The organism is Pseudomonas brassicacearum (assembly GCF_003732225.1).
Lineage (GTDB): Bacteria > Pseudomonadota > Gammaproteobacteria > Pseudomonadales > Pseudomonadaceae > Aquipseudomonas > Aquipseudomonas brassicacearum_E.
In genome coordinates this window covers 366,387-385,889 of the sequence record NZ_MOBJ01000034.1, presented here as the reverse complement: position 1 = coordinate 385,889, position 19,503 = coordinate 366,387, and the positions used below count along the sequence as shown (strand labels likewise).

Sequence of the window (19,503 nt, the reverse complement as noted above, 5' to 3'; positions counted from 1 at the left end):
TTCATATAGGCTGGGTGCGGGGTTCGTCGGATCAGGCCGAAACGCGAGGAATGGTGTCATCGCTGCGCAGGGTGAAGATCTCGTAGCCGGTTTCGGTCACCAGAAGGGTGTGCTCCCACTGGGCCGACAGCTTGCGATCCTTGGTGATCGCGGTCCAGCCGTCGCCGAGTACCTTGGTGTCGGCACGGCCCTGATTGATCATTGGCTCGATGGTGAAGGTCATGCCGGCTTTCAGTTCCATGCCGGTGCCGGCGCGGCCGTAATGCAGGATTTGCGGTTCTTCGTGGAACACCTTGCCGATGCCGTGACCGCAGAACTCGCGAACCACCGAGAAGCCGTTCTTTTCAGCGTGCTTCTGGATGACTTCGCCGATATCGCCGAGGCGGCAGCCAGGCTTGACCAGCTCGATGGCCTTGTACATGCATTCCTGAGTGACTTGCGACAGGCGCTCGGCCCAAACCGGCACGTTGCCGACATGGAACATGCGGCTGGTATCACCGTGATAGCCATCTTTGATCACGGTGACGTCGATGTTCAGCGTGTCGCCATCTTTAAGCGGCTTCTCGTTCGGAATGCCGTGGCAGACCACGTGGTTGATCGAGGTGCAGATCGACTTCGGAAAGCCTTTGTAGTTGAGCGGGGCAGGGATGGCTTTCTGCTCGTTGACGATGTAGTCGTGGCAGATGCGATCCAGCTCTTCGGTCGTGACGCCGGGTTTGACGAATTCGGCAATCATTTCCAGCACATCGGCGGCAAGTTTGCCGGCGATACGCATTTTGGCGATGTCCTCTGGGGTTTTGAGGGTGACGGTCATACAGGCTCTCTCTACGCTCAGTGGCGTTTTCTATACGGAATGGGCTCTGCGTGATGCTGCTCGCAGCCCTGAAAAACGCGATTCTAACAGACGATCACGGCAAATCTGCGCCTCTGTGCATCGCTTCTCTCTATAGAATGGCGCATTCTGGGGGGATTCCAAGGGCCGGGACAAAAGCGCTTATCCGGTTTCAAGAATCCGGGTTTCGTTTTCGCCCTCCTTGTGATATAAAATGCGCCGCTTTCCGGGGATACCCTGAAAAGCCTAAATCCACACACGTGTCGACACGATGACCTGGGTGCCTTCAGCTGATGCTGCTGGTTGGTCATTGGGATACGTGGAGGCCAAACCCGACTTATTAAGGAACTATCATGTCCCAAGTCAACATGCGCGATATGCTGAAGGCCGGTGTGCACTTCGGTCACCAGACCCGTTACTGGAACCCGAAAATGGGTAAATACATTTTCGGCGCGCGTAACAAGATCCACATCATCAACCTTGAAAAAACCCTGCCAATGTTCAACGAAGCTCTGACTTTCGTAGAGCGTCTGGCCCAGGGCAAAAACAAGATCCTGTTCGTCGGCACCAAGCGTTCCGCTGGCAAGATCGTTGCTGAAGAAGCAGCACGTTGCGGTTCGCCGTACGTCGATCACCGCTGGTTGGGCGGCATGCTGACCAACTTCAAAACCATCCGTGCTTCCATCAAGCGTCTGCGTGACCTTGAAGTGCAAGCCGAAGACGGTACTTTCGCCAAGCTGACCAAGAAAGAGGCGCTGATGCGTACTCGCGACCTGGAAAAGCTCGATCGTTCCCTGGGTGGTATCAAGGACATGGGCGGTCTGCCTGACGCACTGTTCGTTATCGACGTTGATCACGAGCGCATCGCGATCACCGAAGCCAACAAGCTGGGCATCCCGGTTATCGGCGTAGTCGATACCAACAGCAGCCCGGAAGGCGTTGACTACATCATCCCAGGCAACGATGACGCAATCCGCGCTATCCAGCTGTACATGGGTTCGATGGCTGACGCTGTAATCCGTGGTCGCAACCACGTTGCTGGCGGCACCGAGCAGTTCGTTGAAGAAGCTCCGGTAGCAGCAGCTGAGTAATTGACGCCTTGGCGTTGACTCAGTAAGCAAAAAGGGGGCTTGGCCCCCTTTTTGCCACCTCGAAAACCATTTGTTGGCGCCCGTTTCAGGGATGCCGCTACTGCATTTGTAATGTGCAGCAGCTAACAAGGGTGGTTCGGGAAGAATTGAACGCCCGTTCGATCGGGTGGAATGGTTGATAACCTATCCAAGAGGAATTTTGAAATGGCAGAGATTACTGCAGCGTTGGTCAAAGAACTGCGCGAGCGTACTGGCGAAGGCATGATGGACTGCAAGAAAGCCTTGACCAAGGCTGGCGGCGACATCGAAAAAGCCATTGATGACATGCGTGCTTCGGGCGCCATCAAGGCAGCCAAAAAAGCAGGCAACGTTGCTGCTGAAGGCGCTATCGCTCTGAAGGAAGACGGTAAATCCGCCGTTCTGCTGGAAGTGAACTCGCAGACCGACTTCCTGGCTCTGCAGGACGACTTCAAGGCATTTGTTGCTGCAAGCGTTGAAAAAGCGTTCGCCGACAAGCTGGTAGACGTTGCTCCGCTGATCGAAGCTCAAGAAGCTGATCGCCTGGTACTGGTCGGCAAGGTTGGCGAAAACGTCAACATCCGTCGTCTGGCACGCGTTGAAGGTGATGTTGTCGGTGGTTACCTGCACGGCAACAAGATCGGTGTTGCAGTTGTCCTGAAAGGCGGCAGCGTTGAGCTGGCCAAGGACATCGCTATGCACGTAGCGGCCACCAACCCTGAATTCCTGCTGCCATCGGAAGTTTCCGCTGAAGCGATCGAGCGCGAGAAAGGCGTGTTCCTGACGCTGAACGCTGACAAGATCGCCGGCAAGCCGGAAAACATCGTTGAAAACATGGTTAAAGGCCGTATCAGCAAGTTCCTGGCCGAAGCCAGCCTGGTTGAGCAGGCGTTCGTCAAGAACCCTGAAATCAAGGTCGGCGAGCTGGCCAAGAAAGCCGGTGCTGAAATCGTTTCCTTCACCTACTTCAAAGTAGGCGAAGGCATCGAGAAGCCAGTCGACAACTTCGCTGAAGAAGTTGCTGCCCAGCTGGCTGCTGCCAAGTCGTAAGACAGTTTTTTAACTGTCGCCCTGAAGAGGCTGCCCGCTCACGCGCGCAGCCTCTTTTCAGATGGGGAAGCCAATTTATTTGGTTTTCCGTCGGAACTGGCTTACAAAGCCGTGTTCCGATGGCGCTGTGATAGCGTCAAACCAGAGTGAACGCAGGCTGCAAACAGCCCGCAAAGAATTTTTTAAATACGCCGCAGGAGAGATTCGCAATGGCTCAGCAGGGCAGTGGTTATCAGGCTCGCTATAAACGCATTCTACTCAAGCTTAGCGGCGAGGCCCTGATGGGCTCCGAAGAGTTCGGGATCGATCCCAAGGTTCTGGATCGCATGGCGCTGGAAGTCGGCCAACTGGTCGGTATCGGCGTTCAGGTCGGTCTGGTGATTGGTGGTGGTAATCTGTTCCGCGGCGCGGCACTGAGTGCGGCCGGCATGGATCGGGTAACTGGCGACCACATGGGCATGCTGGCCACTGTGATGAACGCTCTGGCCATGCGTGATGCGCTGGAACGTGCGAATATCTCGGCCATCGTGATGTCGGCTATTTCCATGGTGGGCGTGACCGATCATTACGATCGCCGCAAAGCCATGCGTCACCTGAACGCCAAGGAAGTGGTTATTTTCGCTGCCGGTACCGGCAACCCGTTCTTCACCACGGACTCGGCAGCTTGCCTGCGAGCGATCGAGATCGATGCTGATGTCGTGTTGAAAGCAACCAAGGTTGATGGTGTGTACACCGCTGACCCATTCAAAGACCCGCATGCCGAGAAGTTCGATCATCTGACCTACGATGAAGTGCTGGATCGCAAGCTGGGTGTGATGGATCTGACGGCTATTTGCCTGTGCCGCGACCACAAAATGCCGCTGCGCGTATTTAACATGAACAAGCCCGGCGCCCTGCTGAACATCGTGCATGGCGGCGCTGAAGGAACCCTGATCGAGGAAGGCGAACAATGATCAACGAAATCAAGAAAGACGCTCAAGAGCGCATGACCAAATCCCTGGAGTCGCTGGCGCACGCTTTTGGTCAGATTCGTACAGGCAAGGCGCACCCAAGTATCCTGGGCAGCGTGATGGTGCCCTACTACGGTTCGGATACTCCTTTGAGCAGCGTGGCCAACGTCACCGTGAAGGACTCCCGGACCCTGCAAGTCGTGGCTTTCGAGCGCAACATGCTCGCAGCGGTCGACAAGGCGATCCAGAGTGCTGGTCTGAACCTCAACCCGACTAACCTGGGTGAGTTGCTGCTGATATCTATGCCGGCCTTGACCGAGGAGACCCGCAAGGGCTTCACCAAGCAAGCGCGCAGCGCAGCCGAAGATGCTCGTGTCGCGGTGCGTAATATTCGCCGTGATGCGCTGGGCGACCTGAAGAAGCTGGTCAAGGATAAGGAAATCAGCGAAGACGAAGAGCGTCGCGCGAGTGCCGATATCGACAAGTTGATCAAGGACTTCGAGGCTCAGATCAATAAGCTCACTGAAGACAAAGAAAAGGACCTGATGGCCGTATAAGGGGTCAGGACGCCTTCATGGAAAAGACCAAGCAGACTGCGCCCTCCGTGGTGCCGCGCCATGTCGCGATCATCATGGACGGCAATAATCGCTGGGCAAAAAAACGTTTCTTGCCTGGCGTTGCCGGGCACAAGGCTGGCGTCGATGCCGTTCGCGCGGTCATCGAGGTGTGTGCTGAGGCCGGGGTCGAAGTACTGACCCTGTTCGCCTTCTCCAGTGAAAACTGGCAGCGTCCGGCCGATGAAGTCAGCGCCTTGATGGATTTGTTTTTCAAGGCATTGCGTCGCGAGGCCAAGCGCCTCAACGACAACAACATCACGCTGCGTATTATCGGTGACCGTTCGCGTTTTCATCCCGAGCTTCAAGCGGCAATGCGTGAGGCGGAGGCAATGACAGTGGGCGCCAATCGTTTTGTTCTGCAGATCGCTGCGAACTACGGCGGCCAGTGGGATATCGCGCAGGCTGCGCAGCGTCTGGCGCGAGAAGTTCAAGCCGGGCATTTGCGTCCGGATGACATCACCCCGCAATTGCTGCAAACCTGCCTGGCTACCGGTGATCTACCGCTACCGGATTTGTGCATTCGTACCGGCGGCGAGCATCGCATCAGCAACTTCCTGCTGTGGCAGTTGGCGTACTCCGAGCTGTATTTTTCCGACCTGTTCTGGCCGGACTTCAAACACGAAGCCATGCGTAATGCGCTGGCCGATTTCGCTTCTCGCCAGCGTCGCTTCGGTAAAACGAGTGAGCAGGTCGAGGCTGGGGCCCGGGTTTAATGCTTAAACAACGAATCATCACTGCGCTGATCCTGCTACCGATCGCCCTGTGCGGATTTTTTCTGCTCGAGGGTTCCGGTTTTGCGCTGTTTATCGGCCTGGTCGTGACCCTTGGTGCCTGGGAATGGGCGCGTTTGGCGGGTTTCACTGCGCAACCGATTCGCCTCGCTTATGCGGCCGTGGTCGCGGTGATGCTGTTTATCATGCATGTGCTGCCAGGGCTTTCGCCTTGGGTGCTGGGGGCTGCCGTGCTCTGGTGGGCAGCGGCGACTTACCTGGTGCTGACCTATCCCAAGACCAGCGAACATTGGGCCAGTGCAGCCTGCAAGCTGGTGATCGGCCTGCTGATCCTGTTGCCGGCCTGGCAGGGTCTGATCCTGATCAAGCAGGAGCCGCTGGGTAACTGGCTGATCATGGCGGTAATGGTGTTGGTCTGGGGCGCAGACATTGGCGCTTACTTTTCCGGTCGGGCATTTGGCAAGCGTAAACTTGCTCCGCACGTCAGTCCCGGTAAAAGCTGGGAAGGTGTGTACGGTGGTTTGCTGCTGAGTCTGGTGATCACCGCCATTGTTGGTCTGGTGCGTGACTGGACGACCGGCGAGATGCTGAAAGGGCTGATCGGCGCGGCGATTATCGTGTTTATTTCGGTGGTTGGCGATTTGACCGAAAGCATGTTCAAGCGTCAGTCGGGAATCAAGGACAGCAGTAATCTGCTGCCTGGCCACGGCGGCGTACTGGACCGTATCGACAGTCTCACCGCGGCGATTCCCGTGTTTGCGGTATTGCTGTGGATGGCAGCACCATGAGCCGCCCACAACAGATCACTGTTCTGGGTGCGACCGGCTCCATTGGTCTGAGCACCCTTGATGTCATCGCTCGTCACCCTGAGCGCTATCAAGTCTTCGCTTTGAGCGGTTTCTCTCGTCTGAGTGAGCTGCTGGCCTTGTGCATTCGCCATGTGCCGCGTTTTGCGGTGGTGCCAGAGCCCGTGGCTGCCCGGCGCCTGCAAGACGATCTGCGGGCGGCCGGCCTTTCGACGCGCGTTCTGGTGGGGGAGGAGGGCTTGTGTCAGGTCGCCTCCGACGCTGAAGTCGATGCGGTGATGGCAGCGATTGTCGGTGCGGCCGGTTTGCGTCCGACACTGGCGGCGGTCGAGGCGGGCAAGAAGATTCTGCTGGCCAACAAGGAAGCGCTGGTGATGTCCGGCGCTCTGTTCATGCAGGCCGTGCACAAGAGCGGGTCAGTGCTGCTGCCCATCGACAGCGAGCACAACGCAATCTTTCAGTGCATGCCCGCAGACTTTTCCCGTGGGCTTGGCGCTGTAGGTGTTCGACGGATTTTGCTGACAGCCTCTGGCGGTCCGTTCCGGCAGACGTCCATGGCTGAGTTGGCGCATGTTACGCCAGAGCAGGCGTGTGCCCATCCCAACTGGTCGATGGGGCGCAAGATTTCGGTCGATTCGGCCAGCATGATGAACAAGGGCCTGGAGTTGATCGAGGCCTGTTGGCTGTTTGATGCCAAGCCATCGCAGATCGAAGTGGTGATTCATCCACAAAGCGTGATTCATTCGCTGGTCGACTACGTTGACGGTTCGGTATTGGCGCAGTTGGGCAATCCGGATATGCGGACACCGATCGCTAACGCGCTGGCATGGCCTGAGCGCATCGACTCCGGGGTTGCGCCGCTTGATCTGTTCGCGATCGCGCGCCTGGACTTCCAGGCGCCTGACGAAGAGCGATTCCCGTGCTTGCGTCTGGCGCGTCATGCGGCGGAGGCCGGCAACAGTGCTCCGGCCATGCTGAACGCGGCGAATGAGGTGGCTGTTGCAGCCTTTCTCGATGGACGTGTCCGTTACCTGGAGATCGCGAGTATCATCGAAGAGGTGTTAAACCTCGAGCCTGTGGTTTCGGTCGATGATCTCGATGCGGTTTTCACTGCGGACGCGAAAGCGCGTGTCCTTGCCGAGCGTTGGTTGAGTCGTCACGGGCGATAGGTGTTGCGGCTGGTTTGCTCGCGGCAGCACTGAATAGGATTGCGGAGAAAGTAGATGAGCGCGCTCTATATGATTGTCGGCACCCTGGTGGCTTTGGGCGTGCTGGTCACCTTCCATGAATTTGGCCATTTCTGGGTTGCGCGTCGCTGTGGCGTCAAGGTTCTGCGTTTCTCCGTGGGTTTCGGCCTGCCGTTGCTGCGCTGGCATGATCGGCGCGGCACCGAGTTCGTAATCGCCGCCATCCCTCTGGGTGGCTACGTGAAAATGCTCGATGAGCGTGAAGGCGAAGTGCCGGCCGATCAGCTTGACCAGGCCTTCAACCGAAAATCCGTTCGTCAGCGCATCGCAATCGTTGCTGCCGGGCCTATCGCCAACTTCCTGCTGGCATTGGTGTTCTTTTGGGCGCTGGCAATGCTGGGGACGGAGCAGGTACGCCCCGTCATTGGTGCCGTTGAGATCGGCAGCCTTGCCGCCAAGGCTGGTTTGAGCCCAGGCCAGGAAATTGTCGCCATCGACGGCGAGCCGACTTCGGGTTGGGCGGCAGTGAATCTGCAGCTGGTCCGGCGTCTCGGTGAAAGCGGTTCCTTGCAGTTGCTGGTGCGCGAGCAGGGCTCTACCGCTGATTCACCTCGTGAGCTGGTCCTGGACCATTGGCTCAAGGGCGCCGATGAGCCGGATCCGATTCGCTCGCTGGGTATTCGTCCTTGGCGTCCGGAATTGCCACCGGTGTTGGCTGAACTTGACCCCAAAGGCCCGGCGCAGGCTGCCGGCCTGAAGACCGGCGACCGTCTGCTGGCGCTCGATGGTCAGGCGTTGAGCGACTGGCAGCAAGTGGTTGATTGGGTCCGTGTACGTCCTGATACCAAAATTGTGCTGCACATTGAGCGCGACGGTGCTCAAATCGACGTCCCTGTGACCTTGGCAACCCGTGGCAAGGAAAAAGTGGCCACCGGTTATCTGGGTGCCGGGGTCAAGGCTGTCGATTGGCCACCAGCGATGATTCGCGAGGTCAGCTTCGGTCCTGTGGCAGCAATTGGCGAGGGTGCTCGACGCACTTGGACCATGAGTGTGTTGACCCTTGATTCACTAAAGAAAATGTTGTTCGGCGAGCTCTCGGTAAAAAACTTGAGTGGACCGATAACCATTGCTAAAGTGGCGGGCGCTTCTGCCCAGTCGGGTGTCGCTGATTTCCTGAATTTCCTGGCTTATCTGAGTATTAGCCTGGGAGTTCTGAATTTGTTGCCCATTCCTGTACTGGATGGGGGGCATTTGTTGTTTTATCTGATCGAGTGGACGCGTGGTCGTCCCTTGTCGGATCGGGTGCAGGGTTGGGGGATACAGATCGGTATCAGTTTGGTGATCGGGGTGATGTTGCTTGCTCTGGTCAACGATCTGGGTCGACTGTAACGCTTCGCTGAATTGCGAATCTGCCGCATTTTGCGGCAGTTTGTTTATTGCCAGTTGGAATAAGAAAGGACTTCATGAAACGTCTGCTGCTAACTGCGGTTCTCACCGTATTGATGATCGCCGAAGTTCACGCCGAGTCCTTCACTATCTCCGATATTCGCGTCAATGGCCTCCAGCGGGTATCCGCGGGTAGCGTCTTTGGTGCCTTGCCGTTGAACGTCGGTGAACAGGCGGATGATCGTCGCCTGGTGGAATCCACTCGTGCGCTGTTCAAAACCGGGTTCTTTCAAGATATCCAGCTGGGCCGCGATGGCAATGTCCTGGTCATTACTGTAGTCGAGCGTCCGTCGGTTGCCAGTATCGAGATCGAAGGTAACAAGGCGATCTCCACTGAAGACCTGATGAAAGGCCTTAAACAATCCGGTCTGGCCGAAGGCGAGATCTTCCAGCGTGCGACGCTTGAAGGCGTGCGTAACGAGCTGCAGCGTCAGTACGTCGCTCAAGGCCGCTACTCTGCGACCGTCGATACCGAGGTTGTTCCTCAGCCGCGTAACCGCGTTGGCTTGAAGGTCAATATCAACGAAGGCACTGTTGCCGCCATCCAGCACATCAACGTGGTGGGTAACACGGTTTTCCCTGATGAAGACCTGATCGACCTGTTCGAACTCAAGACCACCAACTGGCTGTCGTTCTTCAAGAACGATGACAAGTACGCTCGTGAAAAACTCTCCGGTGACCTGGAGCGTCTGCGCTCCTATTACCTGGACCGTGGCTATATCAACATGGATATTGCTTCGACCCAGGTTTCGATCACTCCGGACAAAAAACACGTCTATATCACCGTTAACGTCAACGAAGGTCAGAAGTACAACGTTCGTGACGTGAAGCTCAGCGGTGACCTGAAAGTCCCTGAAGACCAGGTCAAGGCGCTGCTGCTGGTGCAAAAAGGTCAGGTGTTCTCGCGCAAGCTGATGACCACGACTTCTGAACTGATCACCCGTCGCCTGGGTAACGAGGGTTACACCTTCGCCAACGTCAACGGTGTACCGACTCCACATGATGACGATCACACGGTCGATATCACCTTTGTGGTCGATCCGGGCAAGCGTGCTTACGTAAACCGTATCAACTTCCGCGGCAACACCAAGTCGGAAGACGAAGTGCTGCGTCGTGAAATGCGCCAGATGGAAGGTGGCTGGGCTTCGACCTACCTGATCGACCAGTCCAAGACCCGTCTGGAGCGTCTGGGCTTCTTCAAGGAAGTCAACGTCGAGACGCCGGCCGTACCGGGTGTCGATGACCAGGTTGACGTGAACTACGCCGTTGAAGAACAAGCTTCCGGTTCGATTACCGCCAGCGTTGGTTTTGCTCAGAGCGCCGGTTTGATCCTGGGTGGTTCGATTACCCAGAACAACTTCCTGGGTACCGGTAACAAGGTCAGCATCGGCTTGACCCGTAGCCAGTACCAGAGCCGTTACAACTTCGGTTATGTCGACCCGTACTGGACCGCCGATGGCGTGAGCCTGGGTTACAACGCTTTCTATCGCACCACTGACTACAAAAACCTCGACGTCAACGTAGCCAGCTATGCGGTAGACAGCCTGGGTGCCGGTGTCAGCGTCGGTTATCCGATCAGCGAGACTTCGCGTCTGACCTTCGGTCTGACGGCGCAGCAAGACAAGATCAAGACCGGGCAGTACACCGTTGACGAGATTTTTGACTTCGTTAACCGTGAAGGCGACCAGTACCTGAACTTCAAGGCCTCGGCCGGTTGGTCCGAGTCGACTCTGAACAAAGGCGTGCTGGCGACCCGTGGTCACTCCCAGAGCTTGACGATGGAAGCGACAACACCAGGTAGCGACCTGTCGTTCTTCAAGCTTGATTACCGTGGTCAGCTGTTCCAGCCATTGACCGACAACTACACCATGCGTCTGCATACAGAGCTGGGCTATGGTGATGGTTACGGTTCGACCAGTGGCCTGCCGTTCTACGAGAACTACTACGCAGGTGGTTTCAACTCGGTTCGCGGCTTCAAGGACAGCACCTTGGGGCCTCGCAGTACGCCGAGCCGTGGCGTTAACCCGGGAACTTCCGTCGACCCGGACCAGAATGCGCTGCCGTTTGGTGGTAACGTCCTGATTCAGGGCGGTGTAGAGGTTCTGTTCCCTCTGCCGTTCGTGAAAGATCAGCGTTCCTTGCGCACGTCGGTATTCTGGGACGTGGGTAACGTGTTCGACTCGTCTTGCACGCAGAGCACTAACGCCGATGGTTCGAAGTCCAAAACGCAGTGCAACGAAGTCAGTCTGGCCAATATGGCCAGTTCGGTGGGTGTTGGCGTGACATGGGTTACCGCCCTCGGTCCGTTGAGCTTTGCCTTGGCAATGCCGGTCAAGAAACCGGACAGCAATGCAGAGACCCAGGTGTTCCAATTCTCCCTCGGTCAGACTTTCTAATAGTCTGATCCAAGATAACGACAATGGATTTTGTAGGAGTGCATCGTGCGTAAGTTGACTCAATTGGTTCTCCTGGCAACTGTCCTGGTAGCAACCCCGGCATTTGCCGAAATGAAAATCGCGGTACTGAACTATCAAATGGCTCTGCTGGAGTCTGACGCGGCGAAGAAGTACGCCGTGGATGCCGAGAAGAAGTTCGGCCCGCAGCTGACCAAGCTCAAAACCCTGGAAAGCAGTGCCAAAGGCATCCAGGATCGTCTGGTTAGCGGTGGCGACAAAATGGCCCAGGGCGAGCGTGAGCGTCTTGAGCTCGAGTTCAAGCAGAAGGCTCGTGACTTCCAGTTCCAGTCCAAAGAGCTGAACGAAGCCAAAGCCGTTGCTGACCGTGAAATGCTGAAGCAGCTCAAGCCGAAACTGGATAGCGCTGTGGAAGAAGTCATCAAGAAAGGTGCTTATGACCTGGTCTTCGAGCGTGGCGCAGTGATTGATGTCAAGCCTCAGTACGACATCACTCGCCAGGTTATCGAGCGCATGAATCAGCTGAAGTAATCCATGACAGCGACTATAAAGCTCGGCCAATTGGCCGAGTTCCTCGGCGCCACCCTTCGTGGCGACCCGGAGAAAGAAATCACTGGGCTAGCCACCTTGCAGGAGGCTGGCCCAGCTCAGTTGAGCTTTCTGGCAAACCCCCAATACCGTAAATATCTGGCCGACAGCCAGGCCGCAGCCGTGTTGCTGAAGGCCGCTGACGCAGAAGGTTTTGCCGGTGATGCGCTGGTTGTGCCCGATCCGTACGCGGCGTATGCGCGGGTTTCCCACCTGTTCGATCCCAAGCCGAAGGCTGCTGCCGGTATTCATCCGACAGCGGTTGTGGCGGCGGATGCAGTGGTTGATCCGGCAGCGAGTATCGGCGCGTTTGCCGTGATCGAAAGTGCTGCGCGAATCGCCGCAGGCGTGACGGTCGGTGCGCACTGCTTCATTGGTGCGCGTAGCGAGATCGGCGAGGGCGGCTGGTTGGCCCCGCGTGTGACGCTGTACCACGACGTTCGCATTGGCAAGCGCGTGGTCATTCAGTCCGGCGCCGTGCTCGGTGGTGAAGGCTTTGGTTTTGCCAACGAAAAAGGCATCTGGCAGAAAATCGCCCAGGTCGGTGGGGTATTGATCGGTGACGATGTGGAGATTGGCGTGAATACCGCCATCGACCGCGGTGCGTTGGCCGACACCATCATCGGCAATGGCGTGAAGCTCGATAACCAGATTCAGATTGCCCACAACGTGCAGGTCGGTGATCACACCGCCATGGCGGCGTGCGTGGGGATTTCCGGCAGCACCAAAATCGGCAAGCACTGCATGCTGGCGGGTGGTGTAGGGCTGGTTGGGCACATTGATATTTGCGACAACGTATTCCTGACCGGAATGACCATGGTGACTCACTCGATTACCGAGCCGGGTTCATATTCCTCCGGAACGGCCATGCAACCGGCTGCCGAGTGGCGTAAAAGCGCGGCACGTATCCGTCAGCTCGATGACATCGCGCGACGTCTGCGACAGCTGGAAAAGCGTGTTGGGGACGTGACCCCTGACAGCAATGCTTCATCAGATGGCTGATACCATTTCCATATCAAGTGTGCACAGCCGTTAGACTGCCTCCTTGATTTGCTAGAGGAGTGTGCGTCAGTCGCGCGCTCCCAATCTTTACATAGGCTTCCCCCCGAAATGATGGACATCAACGAGATTCGCGAATACCTGCCTCACCGTTACCCGTTCCTGTTGGTGGACCGGGTAGTGGAGCTGGATGTTGAGGGCAAGCGCATTCGCGCCTACAAGAATGTCAGCATCAACGAGCCGTTCTTCAATGGTCACTTTCCGGCGCATCCAATCATGCCGGGCGTACTGATCATTGAAGCGATGGCTCAGGCTGCCGGGATCCTTGGTTTCAAAATGCTCGACGTCAAGCCTGCCGATGGCACGCTTTACTACTTCGTCGGCTCCGACAAGCTGCGTTTCCGCCAACCGGTTCTGCCGGGTGATCAGTTGATTCTTGAAGCCAGGTTCATCAGCTGCAAGCGTCAGATCTGGAAGTTCGAATGCCAGGCTTCGGTCGATGGCAAGCCAGTCTGCTCTGCTGAAATCATCTGCGCGGAACGCAAACTATGAGTTTGATTGACCCTCGCGCAATCATCGATCCGACGGCCATTCTGGCCGACGACGTCGAGGTCGGCCCGTGGTCGATCGTCGGCGCTGGTGTGGAAATCGGCGAGGGAACAGTGATCGGCCCGCACGTGATTCTCAAGGGGCCGACACGTATCGGTAAGCACAACCGCATTTACCAGTTTTCCTCGGTAGGTGAGGACACGCCCGATTTGAAGTACAAGGGTGAAGAAACCCGCCTGGTGATCGGTGACCACAATGTCATCCGTGAAGGCGTGACGATTCACCGTGGCACGATTCAGGATCGTTCCGAAACGACCCTGGGTGATCACAACCTGATCATGGCCTATGCCCACATTGGCCATGACAGCGTTATCGGCAATAACTGCATCCTGGTCAACAACACTGCGTTGGCCGGTCATGTGCACGTCGATGACTGGGCGATCCTGTCCGGTTTTACCCTGGTTCATCAGTATTGCCATATTGGCGCCCACAGCTTTTCCGGCATGGGCACTGCCATTGGCAAGGACGTTCCGGCCTATGTCACGGTGTTCGGCAACCCTGCCGAAGCCCGCAGCATGAACTTCGAAGGCATGCGCCGCCGTGGTTTCAGCGAAGAGGCGATCCACGCATTACGCCGTGCCTACAAAGTGGTTTATCGCCAGGGGTTGACGGTCGAACAAGCGCTTGCCGAGTTGACCGAGCCGTCGGAACAGTTCCCGGAAGTCGCGGTGTTCCGTGACTCGATCCAGTCTTCGACTCGCGGCATCACCCGTTAATCATGGCTAATCTGCGTATTGCGCTGGTGGCGGGCGAAGCCTCCGGCGATATTCTGGGCGCGGGCCTGATGCGCGCACTCAAGGCACAGCATCCTGCGGTTGAGTTCATCGGTGTCGGCGGTCCGCTGATGCAGGCTGAAGGCCTGAGCTCTTACTTCCCGATGGAGCGTCTGGCGGTCATGGGCCTGGTCGAAGTGCTGGGTCGATTGCGCGAGCTGCTGGCTCGGCGCAAAAAACTGATCGCGACCCTGATAGCCGAAAAACCGGATGTGTTCATCGGCATCGACGCCCCGGATTTCACCCTCAATATCGAACTCAAACTGCGTCAGGCCGGGATCAAGACCGTGCATTACGTCAGCCCGTCGGTTTGGGCGTGGCGTCAAAAGCGCGTGCTGAAGATTCGCGAAGGCTGCGATCTGATGCTCACGCTGTTCCCGTTCGAAGCAAAGTTCTATGAAGAGAAGGGTGTGCCGGTGCGGTTTGTCGGTCACTCGCTGGCCGATGCGATTCCCCTCGAGGCTGACCGCTCGGCTGCGCGCGCCGAACTGGGATTGCCTGAAGGCCCATTGGTTGCCCTGATGCCGGGCAGCCGGGGTGGTGAGGTCGGGCGTCTGGGTGCCTTGTTCCTCGACACCGCCGAGCGTCTGCGGGCCATGCGTCCCGGCGTGCGGTTCGTCATGCCGTGTGCCAGTCCCGAGCGCCGTGTACAGCTCGAAGAGCTGTTGGCCAGCCGCGATTTGCCGGTGACCTTGCTCGATGGTCGCTCTCATCAGGCACTGGCTGCTTGCGATGCGGTATTGATCGCTTCGGGGACCGCGACGCTGGAAGCCCTGTTGTACAAGCGGCCGATGGTTGTGGCCTACCGCCTGGCACCGCTGACGTTCTGGATCCTCAAGCGCATGGTGAAAAGCCCTTATATCTCTTTGCCGAATTTGCTGGCTCAGCGTCTGCTGGTGCCCGAATTGCTGCAAGACGATGCAACCCCCGAGGCCTTGGCGCTGACGCTGTCGCCGTTGATCGATGGCGGTGAAGAGCAAACCACCGGTTTTGACCAGATTCACCGGACCTTGCGTCGCGATGCCTCGAACCAGGCCGCCGAAGCTGTCCTCAATCTGATCGGCAAACCTCAATGAGTAACGTAAAGATGCAAATGGGCCTGGATTTTACCCTCGTCGCAGACGCCGAAGACCTGGTCGCCGGTGTCGATGAGGTGGGGCGCGGTCCGCTCTGCGGCGCGGTGGTGACGGCGGCGGTAATCCTCGATCCGAACCGGCCGATCCTCGGACTCAATGACTCGAAGAAGCTCACTGAAGCGCGCCGCGAAAAGCTTTACGACGAAATTTGCGAGAAAGCCCTGAGCTGGTGCATCGCCCGTGCCGAAGTCGAAGAAATCGATGAACTGAATATTCTGCACGCGACGATGCTGGCCATGCAGCGCGCCATCGAAGGCCTGCACATTACGCCAAAACTGGCGATGATCGACGGCAACCGCTGCCCGAAACTGGCCATGCCGGCTGAAGCAGTGGTCAAAGGCGATAGCAAAGTCCCGGCTATTGCAGCAGCATCGATTCTGGCAAAAGTCAGCCGTGATCGTGAAATGGCGGCGTTTGAATTGATTTACCCGGGTTACGGCATCGGTGGCCACAAAGGCTACCCGACGCCCGTTCATCTGGAGGCCTTGGCCCGACTGGGGCCGACGCCGATTCATCGGCGCTCGTTTGCTCCGGTTCGACTGGCTTACGAGGCGCGTGAGGGTTTGATCGAGAGCTAGTTGCAAGGCTGATGTTTTTGCCAAGGCCCGGTACAATCCGGGCCTTGTTGTCTTCACGTTTTCAGACAGGATCACTATGCCGGCTTCATTCGTTCATCTACGCCTGCACACTGAATACTCCCTGGTCGACGGTCTGGTGCGGATCAAACCGCTGGTCAAGACCCTGGTCGGCATGAACATGCCTGCCGTGGCGGTCACCGACCAGAACAACATGTGTTCCCTGGTCAAGTTCTACAAAAACGCCATGGGCGCCGGGATCAAGCCGATCTGTGGCGCCGACCTGTGGTTGTCGAACAAGGACCCCGATAACCCGCTGAGCCGGATCAGCTTCCTGGCGATGAACGCCGTTGGCTACCGTAACCTCACCGAGTTGATTTCGCGTGGCTTCATCGACGGCCAGCGCAATGGCCAGATCATCATCGAGCGCGAGTGGGTGGCCGAGGCCAGCGAAGGCTTGATCATGTTGTCGGCTGCGAAGGAGGGCGAGATTGGTATCGCCTTGCTCGGTGGCAATCCTGATGAAGCCGAGACTCTCGCCCGTGAGTGGATGGCAGTGTTCCCGGATCGCTTCTATCTGGAAATCCAGCGCACCAATCGCCCCAACGACGAAGAACAGCTGCACGCTGCCGTGGCGCTGGCCGACAAGATCGGCGCGCCATTGGTGGCGACCAACGATGTGCGCTTCATCAAGCGCGAAGACTTCGAAGCTCACGAAACCCGCGTGTGCATTGGTGAGGGCCGAGCGCTCGACGATCCACGCCGCTCGAAAAACTACAGCGATCAGCAGTACCTGAAAAGCGCCGAGGAAATGGCCGAGTTGTTCAGCGACTTGCCTGAAGCGCTGGAAAACACCGTCGAGATCGCCAAGCGCTGCAATATCGATGTGAAGCTCGGCAAGCACTTCCTGCCCAACTTCCCGATTCCCGATGGCATGACCATCGACGAGTATTTCCGCAAAGTCTCCTTTGATGGTCTGGAAGAGCGCTTGAGCGTTCTGCTGCCCAAGGACACCACCGAAGATTACGACGCCAAGCGTCAGGTCTACGTTGACCGGTTGAATTTCGAGCTGGATATCATCATCCAGATGGGGTTCCCCGGTTACTTCCTGATCGTTATGGACTTCATCCAGTGGGCCAAGAACAACGGCGTACCGGTAGGTCCAGGCCGTGGGTCGGGTGCCGGATCGCTGGTGGCCTATGTGCAGAAAATCACCGACCTCGATCCGCTGGAATATGACCTGCTGTTCGAACGTTTCCTTAACCCGGAACGGGTTTCCATGCCCGACTTCGACGTCGACTTCTGCATGGACGGTCGTGACCGGGTGATCGACTACGTGGCTGAGAAATACGGCCGCAACGCGGTAAGCCAGATTATTACCTTCGGTTCCATGGCGGCCAAGGCTGTGGTCCGTGACGTCGCGCGGGTGCAGGGCAAGTCCTACGGTTTGGCGGATCGTCTGTCGAAGATGATCCCCTTCGAAGTCGGCATGACCCTGGAAAAAGCCTACGAGCAGGAAGAAATCCTCCGCGACTTCATCAAGGTCGATGAAGAGGCCGCAGAAATCTGGGAAATGGCCCGAAAGCTTGAGGGCGTTGTGCGTAACGTCGGCAAGCACGCCGGTGGTGTGGTTATCGCGCCGACCAAACTGACCGACTTTTCGCCGATCTATTGCGACGAAGAAGGTGGTGGCCTGGTAACCCAGTTCGACAAGGACGACGTCGAGGCTGCCGGTCTGGTGAAGTTCGACTTCCTGGGTTTGCGCACCCTGACCATCATTGATTGGGCGCTGAAAACCATCAACCGTGACCGCGCCAAGGTCGACCTGCCGCCGCTGGATATCGCGTTCATCCCGCTGGATGACAAGCCGACGTACCAGTTGCTGCAAAAAGCTGAAACCACCGCGGTGTTCCAGCTCGAGTCGCGTGGCATGAAAGAGCTGATCAAAAAGCTCAAGCCCGACTGCCTGGAAGACTTGATCGCACTCGTGGCGTTGTTCCGTCCGGGCCCGCTGCAATCGGGCATGGTGGATGACTTCATCAACCGTAAGCACGGTCGCGCCGAACTGGCGTACCCGCACTCGGACTACCAGTACGAAGGCCTCAAACCGGTATTGGCGCCGACCTACGGCATCATCCTGTATCAGGAACAGGTGATGCAGATTGCTCAGGTCATGGCCGGGTACACCCTCGGTGGTGCGGACATGCTGCGTCGGGCCATGGGTAAGAAAAAGCCCGAAGAAATGGCCAAGCAACGCGGCGGTTTCATCGAAGGGTGCGCGACCAATAATATCGATGCCGACCTTGCCGGTAACATCTTTGATCTGGTGGAGAAGTTCGCCGGTTACGGCTTCAACAAATCTCACTCCGCCGCCTACGGCCTGGTGTCGTACCAGACAGCCTGGCTGAAAGCTCACTACCCGGCGCCGTTCATGGCCGCGGTACTCTCGGCGGATATGCACAACACCGACAAGGTCGTGACCTTGATCGAAGAAGTGCGGACCATGAAGCTGCGCCTCGACGCACCGGACGTGAACACCTCGGAGTTCAAGTTCACGGTGAACGACGAAGGCCGGATTATTTACGGTCTGGGCGCGATCAAGGGTGTTGGCGAAGGGCCGGTCGAAGCGATTACCGAGGCACGGCAGGACGGGCCGTTCAAGGACCTTTTCGATTTCTGCGCCCGGGTCGACCTCAAGCGCATTAACAAGCGGACCCTCGACGGCTTGATCCGCAGTGGTGCCCTGGATCGCCTTGGCCCGTATTTCCACGATGAGCAGAAAGCCTATCAGGCCAATATCGACCGCAATCGAGCGGTCTTGCTGACGGCTATGGAAGAAGCGATCAAAGCTGCCGAACAAACCGCTCGTACCCATGACAGTGGTCATGCCGACCTGTTTGGAGGCCTGTTTGTCGAAGCAGACGCCGACGTCTACGCCAATCACCGCAAAGCCAAGGAGCTGACGCTCAAGGAACGCCTGAAAGGGGAGAAAGACACCCTGGGGCTGTACCTGACCGGTCACCCGATTGACGAATACGAAGGTGAAATCCGCCGCTTTGCCCGTCAACGCATCATCGATTTGAAACCTGCGCGTGATACTCAGACAGTCGCGGGGATGATCATTGCCCTGCGGGTGATGAAGAACAAAAAGGGCGACAAGATGGGCTTCATCACCCTCGACGACCGCTCGGGACGGATCGAGGCATCGCTGTTTGCCGAGGCGTTCCATTCCGCGCAGTCGCTGTTGCAGACCGACGCGATGGTGGTGGTCGAAGGCGAAGTCAGCAATGACGACTTCTCTGGTGGCCTGCGCTTGCGGGTCAAGCGGGTGATGAGCATGGAAGACGCACGCACCAACCTGGCCGAAAGCCTGCGCTTGAAGGTCCAGACCCAAGACCTCAAAGGCGATCAGCTACGCTGGCTGGGCGAGTTGTTCAAGCGCCACCGTGGCGCGTGCCCGATTACCATGGAGTACACCAGCCCTGACGCCAAGGCCCTGTTGCAGTTCGGCGAAGGCTGGCGAATCGATCCGGCAGACGCCTTGATTCAAGCCCTGCGTGACCAGTTCGGGCGAGACAACGTCTTCCTCCAATACCGTTGACGGTGAGGTGCCGTTCTTTGTCATTATTGAACGCGCCCTGACCTTGAGCAGAATTTTTAATCTCGACCTGAACGCGCCTG

17 protein-coding genes are annotated in these 19,503 nt (G+C 57.5%); 16 read left to right on the top strand and 1 reads right to left on the bottom strand.

All coding sequences use genetic code 11. The annotated features are described in order from the left end of the window. Positions 1 to 31: 31 nt before the first annotated feature. Positions 32 to 814, bottom strand: coding sequence for a type I methionyl aminopeptidase (gene map / locus BK659_RS26380; RefSeq protein ID WP_123428509.1), 783 nt, complete (start codon positions 812 to 814; stop codon positions 32 to 34). Between the two features lie 371 nt (positions 815 to 1,185). Here map and rpsB point away from each other — a divergent pair, with 371 nt between their 5' ends. The 16 genes from rpsB to dnaE all read left to right on the top strand — a co-directional run bounded on the left by rpsB (position 1,186) and on the right by dnaE (position 19,423). Further along, positions 1,186 to 1,923 (top strand): 30S ribosomal protein S2, encoded by a 738-nt coding sequence (rpsB, locus tag BK659_RS26375; protein ID WP_003219330.1) that lies wholly within the window; start codon positions 1,186 to 1,188, stop codon positions 1,921 to 1,923. 204 nt (positions 1,924 to 2,127) lie between these two features. Continuing rightward, positions 2,128 to 2,991 (top strand): translation elongation factor Ts, encoded by an 864-nt coding sequence (tsf, locus tag BK659_RS26370; protein ID WP_123428508.1) that lies wholly within the window; start codon positions 2,128 to 2,130, stop codon positions 2,989 to 2,991. A 209-nt stretch (positions 2,992 to 3,200) separates the two neighbouring features. Continuing rightward, positions 3,201 to 3,944, top strand: a complete 744-nt coding sequence (gene pyrH, locus BK659_RS26365; protein WP_019692086.1) for a UMP kinase — start codon at positions 3,201 to 3,203, stop codon at positions 3,942 to 3,944. After that, the gene (gene frr, locus BK659_RS26360) at positions 3,941 to 4,498 is read left to right on the top strand and encodes a ribosome recycling factor (RefSeq protein WP_019692087.1); all 558 of its coding nucleotides are present in this window, start codon (positions 3,941 to 3,943) and stop codon (positions 4,496 to 4,498) included. The genes pyrH and frr overlap by 4 nt, the downstream gene beginning before the upstream one ends. A 17-nt stretch (positions 4,499 to 4,515) precedes the next feature. Further along, complete coding sequence (uppS, locus tag BK659_RS26355; protein WP_123428506.1) at positions 4,516 to 5,271, top strand: polyprenyl diphosphate synthase; 756 nt, start codon at positions 4,516 to 4,518, stop codon at positions 5,269 to 5,271. Further along, a complete protein-coding gene (locus tag BK659_RS26350) occupies positions 5,271 to 6,077 on the top strand; it encodes a phosphatidate cytidylyltransferase (RefSeq protein WP_123428504.1) in 807 nt (268 codons plus the stop codon). The genes uppS and BK659_RS26350 overlap by 1 nt, the downstream gene beginning before the upstream one ends. Then, on the top strand, positions 6,074 to 7,264 hold the full coding sequence (gene ispC / locus BK659_RS26345) for a 1-deoxy-D-xylulose-5-phosphate reductoisomerase (protein WP_123428502.1): 1,191 nt from the start codon (positions 6,074 to 6,076) through the stop codon (positions 7,262 to 7,264). The genes BK659_RS26350 and ispC overlap by 4 nt, the downstream gene beginning before the upstream one ends. Positions 7,265 to 7,318: 54 nt before the next feature. Continuing rightward, positions 7,319 to 8,671: a sigma E protease regulator RseP gene (rseP, locus tag BK659_RS26340; protein ID WP_123428500.1), complete on the top strand. Its 1,353-nt coding sequence runs from the start codon at positions 7,319 to 7,321 to the stop codon at positions 8,669 to 8,671. Positions 8,672 to 8,745: 74 nt separating this feature from the next. Further along, complete coding sequence (gene bamA / locus BK659_RS26335; RefSeq protein WP_123428498.1) at positions 8,746 to 11,124, top strand: outer membrane protein assembly factor BamA; 2,379 nt, start codon at positions 8,746 to 8,748, stop codon at positions 11,122 to 11,124. A 45-nt stretch (positions 11,125 to 11,169) separates the two neighbouring features. Next, entirely contained in the window at positions 11,170 to 11,673 is a 504-nt protein-coding gene (locus BK659_RS26330) for an OmpH/Skp family outer membrane protein (protein WP_071551636.1), read from the top strand. Positions 11,674 to 11,676: 3 nt separating this feature from the next. Further along, positions 11,677 to 12,732: a UDP-3-O-(3-hydroxymyristoyl)glucosamine N-acyltransferase gene (lpxD, locus tag BK659_RS26325; protein ID WP_123428496.1), complete on the top strand. Its 1,056-nt coding sequence runs from the start codon at positions 11,677 to 11,679 to the stop codon at positions 12,730 to 12,732. Positions 12,733 to 12,840: 108 nt separating this feature from the next. Next, a complete protein-coding gene (fabZ, locus tag BK659_RS26320; RefSeq protein ID WP_071551634.1) occupies positions 12,841 to 13,281 on the top strand; it encodes a 3-hydroxyacyl-ACP dehydratase FabZ in 441 nt (146 codons plus the stop codon). Then, the gene (gene lpxA, locus BK659_RS26315; RefSeq protein ID WP_123428494.1) at positions 13,278 to 14,054 is read left to right on the top strand and encodes an acyl-ACP--UDP-N-acetylglucosamine O-acyltransferase; all 777 of its coding nucleotides are present in this window, start codon (positions 13,278 to 13,280) and stop codon (positions 14,052 to 14,054) included. Before fabZ ends, lpxA begins: the two co-directional genes overlap by 4 nt. Positions 14,055 to 14,056: 2 nt before the next feature. Then, positions 14,057 to 15,187 (top strand): lipid-A-disaccharide synthase, encoded by a 1,131-nt coding sequence (gene lpxB, locus BK659_RS26310; protein ID WP_123428492.1) that lies wholly within the window; start codon positions 14,057 to 14,059, stop codon positions 15,185 to 15,187. An 11-nt stretch (positions 15,188 to 15,198) separates the two neighbouring features. Beyond that, on the top strand, positions 15,199 to 15,825 hold the full coding sequence (gene rnhB / locus BK659_RS26305; RefSeq protein WP_259740317.1) for a ribonuclease HII: 627 nt from the start codon (positions 15,199 to 15,201) through the stop codon (positions 15,823 to 15,825). 76 nt (positions 15,826 to 15,901) lie between these two features. Continuing rightward, the gene (dnaE, locus tag BK659_RS26300; RefSeq protein WP_123428488.1) at positions 15,902 to 19,423 is read left to right on the top strand and encodes a DNA polymerase III subunit alpha; all 3,522 of its coding nucleotides are present in this window, start codon (positions 15,902 to 15,904) and stop codon (positions 19,421 to 19,423) included. The last annotated feature ends 80 nt before the right edge of the window (positions 19,424 to 19,503 follow it).